Here is a 9138-nt window from a genome sequence, read left to right on the forward strand (position 1 = left end):
TGTGGATATTTCCGTTTCGTTTTGTCGGCGCATGGCACGGCTCCCTTGGGGAGCGCCACGATGGAGGCATCATTGACAACAGATTTCGCGGCTGCCTGGTTGCATCTTGATCGAGCCTATCANTATCTCGGCGGCGACGATGACACGAGCCGCAAANCCCGTGCGGCCCTGGATTTGTTGATCGAGGCCATTGCGACGGCACAATATTCGCGCCCACGTGGCAAGGTGGTGCAGTTCCCCCGGCAAGGCCATTAGTTTAGCTACCTCTTCACCACGTTGTCCCCGCACCGGCTCCGCAGGAGGCCGGGTTTCCCGGACCTATGCCCCCCGACAACGCCAGCGACCGGCAGACTGGACTGCGCATCTATTCGCTGTATCGCGGTCTGCGCGGCGCCAGCACCGGACCAGTCGGGAGGTCATGCCGCCACCCTGCAGCAGAACGGCAATGATACGCTTAGGGCGGCGGCGAGGCGCCGCCCTAGAAACCGTCCAGGGCAAGATTCGCCTGGGGTTCTGCCGCCTCATGGTCGTGGGCGACTTTCGAACCTGCAATTGGCGGAGGCGAGCGACCGATAACGGTCTGCGCTGCGACAGCCGGTCGGAAATGGTGGGCCGCCCCGATCTATGCATAGCCTGCGGACAGGCTCTCAATTGAGCCTGTGCCCTCCGTTCAAAATGATCTGGATCCCATGCGCGACTACTGGGGTTTCCCGTGCTGGGCATTCCGGAAAGTCTGTCGCGCTGCGCTTAAATGTGAGATTGCGCCGGCTTCTTGCAATCGCTGCACCTAATGATGAGATTCGATGCCCCTGAGTCTCAATTCAACTGCAGTGGGGAGCTTCTCGCAACCGACATGCCAGCGCCGATTGAGGCGAACCGCGTATAGTGGGCGCCAAGCGTTTGGTGCTGGAGTTCGGAAACCAGTTTGGGACCTTCCTGGTGGATGATTGAGATACCCGCCAGGAGAGCTATGCGGAGTCCGACAGGCAAAATGGGTCTTGCAATCGTAGGTCTTGGGAATCCCTGCTGGGCCACGCACTCATCGAAACCTTGGACGACGGCGCCAAGGATCGTGGAGTGGTCTATCGATACCTCATGGTTGAAGGGCTTCGGGCACCGCCGCACCAGCAGCAATCGGACCATATCGATCGGCGATGCCCAACCGGCAGCTGATCCCCTCAGCGCATGATCGATGAGCCGTTCACCGTGGAGGGCATCTTTCCAAAGACCCTCGAACGGCGATAGCGGGCTTATAGGCGCAGATGCTGCGTCTCTTATGTCTTGTTGCCGTAGTCCGCAGACGGGACAGGTTATCCGCCAACCCTGGGTCCAGCTTCGCTGCACCGCAGTTGTTGCGCCCTGCCCTCTGTTTTGCTCGGCACAAGCGAAGCAACATTGAATAGCGCATGGCGCGACGAGCCGTGCTGCTGAACTTGGGAAACCTGATGTGGTCATTGCCAAAATTGCAGACGACTGGGTTCGAAACAGCCTCGCAATGTGGCCGGCGTCGGTTGGCCCCAGCTTTGTATCGGTCAGCCGCAAAGATTTTGCTTCCGGAATGGCATGGCGGAGCATAGTGAGCGGGGAGACGCCATAGAAACCCGCATGGCGCGCAATCCATGACGACAGGAGCTCATCCAGCACAGGTTCGAGAATGACAGGAAGCGGCTTCGTGCCGCCGAGTTCTCGGTTGATGCGTATGCTGTTTCGGCGCTGACTGGCGGCGACCAGCTTTCCACCGCTTCATCGGTGATGTGCTCGATGCCGCTCTCGATCGAATCGGCCGCTAGGCTAGTAATCGCCTGGAAAATATTCGCAGTGATGCCGCCGCTGATCTGCAGAATTCGGCGCAGAGATTTCGGCGTCAGCACTGTCGGTCGGCGGAGCGGCATATTTCGCAAAATGGACGAAACCAGCGCTTCGAATTGTTCGTTGGCCGCCCATCTATTCAGGGTCAGCTCGCCGAACCGGCGGGCAAGCTGCACGTCGCCGCTAATCGCCTCGCGGGCTTCGATAACGCCAAAGCAAACCAGGGAAATCTGAAGCCGATTGCTGAGAAATCGGAGCGTGTTCAGCACGACCCGCTGTTCGCGGTACGAGCCGGCGAGAATGTTATGTATTTCGTCGATCACCAGGACCTGCACGCCGACGGTTTTCAGAAGTCGCAACGCCGCTTGCTCCATCTGCACGATGTCGGCGCGGGGTGCCTGTGGCGCGCCAAGTGCAGCCAGAATCTCGGCATATAGACGGCGCTCACCTGGCTTGCCGGTCATCTCGATTGCCAGAACCGGTATGGCCTGTGTGCCGGTCGTCGGATCAAAGCATGAGGGATTATTATCGCAGAATTTCTCCAGGATCATCGTCTTGCCCATGCCACTGTCGCCGTAGATGGCCACCGAAGGCATGCGTGTGCCGCGAGGATGATCGACCAGTAGGTTGAGGCGATCGAGCGCCTGCTTGGCGCGCGGATAGAAAATCCAGCGGCGAGCCTGGATTTGCGCGAACGCGCAGAGTCGCTGAGGAGGTCTTTGGCCGCTTGCGTCAGATGGATATTATCCGTGGTCAAAAGGGGCTCAATCCAGATCTTCGACGGAGGGAACAGGTTTGATTGAATCGACGCCGCGAAGCGAGCCCAGTTCATCGTCATCCACATTCGATTTCGGAAGCTGCGGACGCCCTCGTGTCTTGTGTTTCGCTTGCTGGATAAGTTCTCGCTGCAAAAGCGCCGTGCGAATAAGGACGTGCATGTCAATTTCACGTTTGCCCTGAGCGTTGAGTTTGCGCCGGGCTGCCTGCGCCTCCCACAATGTAATCGGCGCGAGCGTCACATCGGCATAGCGCGCCTCCACAAAGCTGCCTGAGTGACGCCTAACAAAAACGCGGGAGAGATCGCGGGGGTCGTATTTCACAATCAGGCGGGCTTTGGCCCGTCCAATATCGGCGGACAGAGCGGGCGACCAGTAGCGGATGTTGAAAAGATGGATGCCGGTCGGCCGCAACGTTCTCTCTGCCTCCGGCAGAAAGGAGATCCAGAATTGGATACGATCGTTCGGCAGGCGCAACACCAACTCACTCTCTTGCTGTCGCCAGACCGCAATCGGTGGTCGACGGAGTGCGCCATGGATAGCATGGTGGTATTGCCCGGCGATCTCGAGTGCGATGTAGCGCTCAAGCTCTCGGAGTGTCAGCGCCGCATGGCGTTTGGCATCATACTCGCGCCGTTCCTCGATGTTGGTGGAGGTCGATCCTGGCAGCAGGTGAACCGGGCCCATCTGCGTGCCAATCAACCGTTCGATGTGGCCGCCAAAATGGGGAGTCCCCGGCGGCCGCCAATCGATCTTTATGCCATTGTCCCGGCAAGCGCGTTCGAATGCATGACTTCGAAAGTCAGAGCCGTTGTCGACATGTATCGTTCCTGGCAGTCCGGCCACTGGCCACGCTTCATGGATACCCCTCTCCTGCAACCACATGGTCTTGTCGAATACGGAGTGCAGTATGCATAGGCTTGTCGATAATCGCGAGGGCGCCTCCATGGTCAGATAGAGGCCCGTCACCATCGGAGAAAAGATGTCCAATGCTAGTGTCAGCCAGGGCCGTCCGAGCGGCTGACGCGTGTCTTCGTCGACAACGAATACGTCGACTTTGGTATGATCGATTTGAACAAGCTCAAGCGGTCGACGCCGAAAGAGTTCCCGGCGTGGCAGTTGTTGCTTTGACGACCTCGCTCTCGCCGCGCTTACGCCCCCTCACCTGCAGATCGATCTCTTCAACACGGGATTTGATGGTGCGCCAATTTGGGGGAGCAAGGCCCGCCGCGGTGCAGTCGATTTGGACCTCGCGAACCAACCGCGCAAAGGATGGGGCGTGTCTGTTTGAGATAAAAGCCTTCAATCGTTCGACGCACGAGGGCTTCTCGATCTTTGTCGAGGACACGATGTCCCCGGCGCCGACCGCGCTTTCGGTCCATCAGTGAACTTACAGTGCCACCTGCTCGAAATAGCTTGATCATTCTGTAGAGGGTGGCCCGGCTGAGGTCCAGTTCCCATGCCAGGTCCGCAACGGCCTGACGGTTCAGGGTTTTTGGATAGCGCTCCAAGAGCCCGCGGATAGCCTCTTCGCGCCGACACGCCTCATTCCAGCGCGCCAGTTCCTCGTAATTCTCGGTATGGTCGCTCATGCAGCCTGCAAAGAACTCACGCCAAACGTTTCGCGGTCAGAATCTCACATTAAGTGCAGTGAGCGCGCGAATCTCAAATTAAATGCAAATTCTCAATTTAAGTACACGGCTAAGTCATTGAAAACGCTTACAGCGGAGTCTCATCAATGAATACAGTGCGACACGGCTTGTGGAAAACCTGCGCCAGCAACCAACCGGGCGAATCGCGCCAATAATTGACATGCCGGCTCTGGTTAGGGACGTTGCCACCGGGCAACATCTGGGGAGACCGATGGTAAAAATAGGCTCCTATTTCCGCCACTATCAATTTGAGCACGGCCTTCGGATGCTCGAAAAGGGATACGTGGCAGCACGAGATGCCCTACAGGCGGAAATCGAGCGCACAAAGATAGAAGCCGTGGCCTATGAAGAGGCTTTAGCCAATGGGGGCGAATGGATCGGCGAACTTGAGGACGGCCGCATCTTATGGGAACAGTCCCAAGTTTATGACGCTCAAATCGACGACGTGCACCATGCTTTGTTCGAGGTCCGCAAGGCGTTTGTCATTGCCCTATACCATCACTGGGAACATTCTGCGGCCGGATGGAAGGGTGGTTATGCCGCACATGATGAACTCGCGAAATACTGCGCCGGCGAAGGCTATGGTCCGTCACCGGAGCTTGGTGCGGTGCAATGCCTTGCAAATCATCTGAAGCACGGCCCAAATTCGCGCACAGATTGGCTGGGGCTATTGAGAAATAACTATCCGTCATTTCTTGCCCGTGGGTCGGGATTCTTATTTGGATTATCGGAAGATGATCTATACAAGGTCGCGGCTACAATCCTAGCATCTGGTCCGGGCGCACCCAGACCAGACACCCCACAGAAATAGAGCGCGCATTTGCGAAGACCGCAATAAAGCCCGCCGGTGAGCGGCGGGCTTCTGGTCGATCTATCAGGGCGGATAGGTCAGATCGGACAGTTTCTAGGGTGCCCCGACCTGTGGATAAGACGGGCCAGAACTCACTTGTCAGGCGCCGGTGGCGTGGTGGCGCTCTTCGCGGGCGGGGTCGGCCTAGGAGCCGGCGCAGTCGTCAAGACTGTCCCCGCTTGCTCCTTGCCGGCGGATGTTGGCCGACCCTCTATTGTGATTTTCTTCATGAATACCTCTCTTTGAATACGCTCAGCGCTTCGGTGGCCTAGGCTGTGGCGGTGGGCCGATCGGAGTTCCTGTCCCGGGAGTAGGTCTAGGTGTCGGCGTAGGACGGGGCGAGGAAGGACGGGGCGGAAGACTCATATTATTCTCCGCTAGTGGTTTGTGCCGCCGAAATCGGCGAAGAGGCCGGCGCAACCGCTGATGGACTTGCAGCCGCCGGTGCGGCCGGTGGACTTGCCGCCGCCGGAGCTGCCGTCGTCGGCGCAGATGGTCGAGATGCCGGCTGTGTTGGCATGGTGGCGCCGTGAGTCGATATTTCTGAGTTGGGAATAGAGGTCGTCAAGAAGGGATTATTTGAAGTTATTTTCGTCATTTCAGGGTCCAATTCCGTTTTTGTAGGCAAAAACTAAAAGGCAAATTGCTCCTACTGCGAACGAAATGCCAGCCGCAGAGTTTAATATTCTAGTCATATCGTCGTGGAAGTTCTTATCTTGGCCCTGCCAATCTTGTTCTCTCATTCTCCGATCGATATGCGCAATTGCAATTTCTGCAGCTTTCGAGCTAATGAAGGTAGACGCAATATTCGCGAAGATGGCAATAACGAAGAATATCCAAGAGTATATTAAGCAAGGCATAGCTATAACTACGTTGGCCGTTTTGAAGTTATCAAGTATTACCAAAGAGAAAGCCAGAGCACCAGACGAAAGAGTTAGGATTGACTTATCAAACGAGCTCGACTGTTCGATCCGTATCTCGTCTAGTTTGTTTCTGTGTGCGTAGTAGGTATCCCAATCCATTCCGGGTGAAGCTTCGGGCTGTTCGACAATATCGCTCATCTCGGCACATTAATCCCGATTCTAGTCAATTTGCTCGTCGGCCTTCGCTCGCAGCAAGAGCGCTGCTTTCTCTCGACCAATTCCCACCCGATTGCCGCAGAGTGCAGATAGGACAGTAAAAAATGCGACCACCAGCCACCACCCAGCGAGAGCTGTTCCGACAATGGCGATTCCAAGGCCGGGTAAAACTATTGTTGCCAGCGCTAAACCCATTTCTGTTGCGTAGTCGTCCATAAATGACGGACAAGTCGCCGCGACATAACCTGCGCCATTGTATTGAAATCGAATCGCATGAGCCTACCCCCTCCGTTTTTCAGACGTTAGCACTATCCGCGCTCTTTAGCTTTAGTTCTTGCCCTGCGATTCACTGTCGCGTAAGCCCATTTGCGCAGCGATTTTCGTCGCACTTTCGGGAGGGGCAATTGCAAACCACAGTAAGCCAGAAGTTGACCGAGGCCGGCGTTCTAGGCGTGATCCTAATGATTATTGGGCCCGTGGTGGCTGGTTTCGCGTTCATGTCGATCGCGTCGGCTGGACGATTCGACGGGGTTGCGCCCGATGTGACGTGGCTCTACCTAGTAGGGCTGGGCGGAAGCTTGTTGACGGTGCTATCCCTGCCACTGGTGATTGTCGGTAGGCGATACATCGTTGAGAGTGCATCGCAGTAGCTCCCCTATAACGGAGGCCGGGCGGCAGAATGGGATTTGCGATAGGAGTGCTTTTGGGTGGCTTTGTCGTTTGGGCGATCATGCGTCCAGCGGCCCAGGCGCATCTGCCACCGGACAATGGCGGCCTTACGAAAACGGACTCTTGGAAGGACACATATCGTAAACGCCGGTAATCCGCCCCGCACATGTCAGCGCACAACGCGTATCAGCCGCGCCGGCTATGGCGATCTACGAACTATCGCTTTGTGCACCAGGGCCACCTAATTCAAGGGGGGTAGCATTCCGCTACATCGGAGCACAAAAAAATGCGGATAAGCCTGCATATCGAGACGCCAATCATGTTGGCAGTAATCGCGCTGCTTTCCAGCCTATTGATGTAAAGAAAAGGCGGGGACTAGCCCCGCCATTCTTGTCAGCGCCCGACAGGCTTAATCCTGCCTCGCCTGAAAAGCTCCGCGATCAAATCATTGATGATCACTGTGCCGGTATCTCCAGACGCCGGTTTGCCGGTCGATCGTTTGTCAACGTTGCCTTGGACGCATGTCGGTCTGCTCGTAGACTTCGAACGAGTATGACTCACCGTTGAGGGTGCGGTGTTCGTCTTTGTAGTCGATACGCTTGGTCATCAAGCTGCCTCGCCCATTCCGCTACCTTGGCTATCGTTTTTTATGCTCACCGGCCATATCTCAGCCGCCATGAGCGCCTGGACCATTTGGTCGGGCTCGCGCTTTCCTGTAATTGCGCAAGGTTCGATCTGGGCGAGCGCGAGGGTGAGCCGGTCGTATGTGTCGTTATCGATGTAGGTGTTCATGTGCGGGATCTCCACTGGCTGATTTGCCCGCAAGGTATGAGTCATTCCGCGACGGTGCGCAAGAGAAATTATGCAACGAAATCAATAAGTAAACGATGACTTAGTTCGACGGCGCGTGCTTGATGAAGTCGATAACGAGCGTCCTGGGAGCGGTGTAGAGCGAACTCGCACCGCTGCGCACCGCATTCGTCGCCGCGAACCAGTCACCATTGATCGGCCGCCGAACGTTCTTGAACCGCCCTCGATACGGCACAACGCCAGACAGGACCGACAAGCCGCGAACGTAGTGACTCCAAACCACATCCGGGGCCGGAATGACGTTAGCCTGAAACTGGCGAGCGTCATTCCACTCGCCACCTGCGGAGCGTAGTGCTTTGCGGACGCATACAGAGTCACTGAACGCGATCTGTAGCTCACCGTGACAATGTAGCCTTCGCGGCTGGCCCGTCTCTGTGACCTCTACAGCGAACCAGAAATCGATAGGCCTTCCGAGCGCGAGCTTAAGCTGAAGTGCAATCCGCCTGGACAACCATTTGGCGGCAGACGACTTCGTGCGGGCTAACCGGTCGATCTCGGGAGAGAGGTTCAACGTGAACGCGTGGACGGGACCAGTGTGGCGTAGTGCGTGGTGGAACCATTCGAGCGTCGACAAGTCGCTAAGGTCCCGCCAGACAGCCGGCACGTCGTGGACCGACAGACCGGTGTAGACGTTGAAGGGCTGCCAGAAGCGTTCGTGGCGTGCAGATGAGGCAGGCGAGAGGGTTTCGCGGACGTAGGGTGTTGAGGTCGAGGTTAGGGTGTTGGTGTTGGTGTTGGTGTTGGTAAGCGCGGGTTGGTTGGTGAGGGGCAATGACACAGTAACTGAAGTCGCCCCGCTTTCCTCAAGTTCCTCAAGTGCGTCGAGCCCTTGGAACGCATGACGAAAGGCAGCATCGCGATAGGGCGACTTCAGGTGCTTGTGATTTACCTTTTTGTCACCGCGCCCGTTCGGGAGCGTCGCAACAATAGGGAAATATTCCTTGTTGATCGCGCCCACGGTCGCCGGTTGTCCGGCGTCCATATCAGGTGGCATAGGGCTGGTGTGACCTTCGATGACTGGGTTACGGCTTGGCGGGGCCGGCGATCGATCTGACTACGGGCGAATGTGGGCGGCACCAGGTCGCGTCCCCAGACGTAGATGCTATGGGGCGAGCGGTGAAGGTGTGGCATCCTTCGGCGCTGTTGGATCCACCATCAGAAGGAGGCACCCGATGTCGCAGTCTTTTGACGCAAGCCGGTCCCTTACCGCTCTTGAACAGGATAACACGATCGTTGCCGTCATCGAAATGAGCAAGGCGAAGTGGCTGATTGCCGCGCTTGTTCCGGGTTTCAAGCGCCAGCCGCTGAAGAAGATTGATGCCGACGCGCCATCGTTGTTGAAGCTGCTGCAGCGCTGGCGCGACGAAGCCGGCCAGGCCGGGCATACGATCAAGCGGATCGCCGTCGCCTATGAGGCGGCCGGCGACGGCTTC

The 9138-nt window shown here is 57.1% G+C and carries 8 protein-coding genes and 1 pseudogene; 2 read left to right on the forward strand and 7 right to left on the reverse strand.

The genetic code is table 11. The features are described 5' to 3' along the window. Positions 1-1532: 1532 nt before the first annotated feature. The 3 genes from M727_RS38480 to M727_RS44095 all read right to left on the reverse strand — a co-directional run bounded on the left by M727_RS38480 (position 1533) and on the right by M727_RS44095 (position 4177). A complete protein-coding gene (locus M727_RS38480) occupies positions 1533-2495 on the reverse strand; it encodes a TniB family NTP-binding protein (protein WP_348627198.1) in 963 nt (320 codons plus the stop codon). A 78-nt stretch (positions 2496-2573) separates the two neighbouring features. Further along, positions 2574-3704, reverse strand: coding sequence for a Mu transposase C-terminal domain-containing protein (locus M727_RS38485; protein WP_348627199.1), 1131 nt, complete (start codon positions 3702-3704; stop codon positions 2574-2576). 62 nt (positions 3705-3766) lie between these two features. Next, positions 3767-4177 carry a helix-turn-helix domain-containing protein gene (locus M727_RS44095; RefSeq protein WP_348627197.1) on the reverse strand — a complete coding sequence of 137 codons (411 nt, stop codon included), beginning with the start codon at positions 4175-4177 and terminating at the stop codon, positions 3767-3769. Positions 4178-4448: 271 nt separating this feature from the next. On the opposite strand from M727_RS44095, the gene M727_RS39440 reads away from it, so the two are divergent. Further along, positions 4449-5048 carry a hypothetical protein gene (locus M727_RS39440; protein ID WP_156941716.1) on the forward strand — a complete coding sequence of 200 codons (600 nt, stop codon included), beginning with the start codon at positions 4449-4451 and terminating at the stop codon, positions 5046-5048. Between the two features lie 638 nt (positions 5049-5686). On the opposite strand, the gene M727_RS0131925 is transcribed toward M727_RS39440, so the two are convergent. The 4 genes from M727_RS0131925 to M727_RS0131945 form a co-directional block, all read right to left on the reverse strand. After that, a complete protein-coding gene (locus M727_RS0131925) occupies positions 5687-6148 on the reverse strand; it encodes a hypothetical protein (protein ID WP_027155944.1) in 462 nt (153 codons plus the stop codon). A 21-nt stretch (positions 6149-6169) separates the two neighbouring features. Further along, positions 6170-6382: a hypothetical protein gene (locus M727_RS42070; protein WP_156941717.1), complete on the reverse strand. Its 213-nt coding sequence runs from the start codon at positions 6380-6382 to the stop codon at positions 6170-6172. A gap of 1059 nt (positions 6383-7441) precedes the next feature. Continuing rightward, the gene (locus M727_RS0131940; RefSeq protein WP_156941718.1) at positions 7442-7627 is read right to left on the reverse strand and encodes a hypothetical protein; all 186 of its coding nucleotides are present in this window, start codon (positions 7625-7627) and stop codon (positions 7442-7444) included. A gap of 100 nt (positions 7628-7727) precedes the next feature. Beyond that, positions 7728-8663, reverse strand: coding sequence for a hypothetical protein (locus M727_RS0131945; protein WP_156941719.1), 936 nt, complete (start codon positions 8661-8663; stop codon positions 7728-7730). A 214-nt stretch (positions 8664-8877) separates the two neighbouring features. On the opposite strand from M727_RS0131945, the pseudogene M727_RS0131950 reads away from it, so the two are divergent. Further along, positions 8878-9138, forward strand: a pseudogene (locus M727_RS0131950) (IS110 family transposase); the annotation flags it as partial.

It is taken from the genome of Mesorhizobium sp. WSM2561 (assembly GCF_000513915.1).
GTDB classification, from domain to species: domain Bacteria; phylum Pseudomonadota; class Alphaproteobacteria; order Rhizobiales; family Rhizobiaceae; genus Mesorhizobium; species Mesorhizobium muleiense.

What these genes read in the sequence shown, in the direction of transcription:
- M727_RS44095 (WP_348627197.1), bottom strand. Translation starts at nt 4,177, where the DNA reads ATGAGCGACCATACCGAGAATTACGAGGAACTGGCGCGCTGGAATGAG.
- M727_RS39440 (WP_156941716.1), top strand. Translation starts at nt 4,449, where the DNA reads ATGGTAAAAATAGGCTCCTATTTCCGCCACTATCAATTTGAGCACGGC.
- M727_RS0131925 (WP_027155944.1), bottom strand. Translation starts at nt 6,148, where the DNA reads ATGAGCGATATTGTCGAACAGCCCGAAGCTTCACCCGGAATGGATTGG.
- M727_RS42070 (WP_156941717.1), bottom strand. Translation starts at nt 6,382, where the DNA reads ATGGACGACTACGCAACAGAAATGGGTTTAGCGCTGGCAACAATAGTT.
- M727_RS0131940 (WP_156941718.1), bottom strand. Translation starts at nt 7,627, where the DNA reads ATGAACACCTACATCGATAACGACACATACGACCGGCTCACCCTCGCG.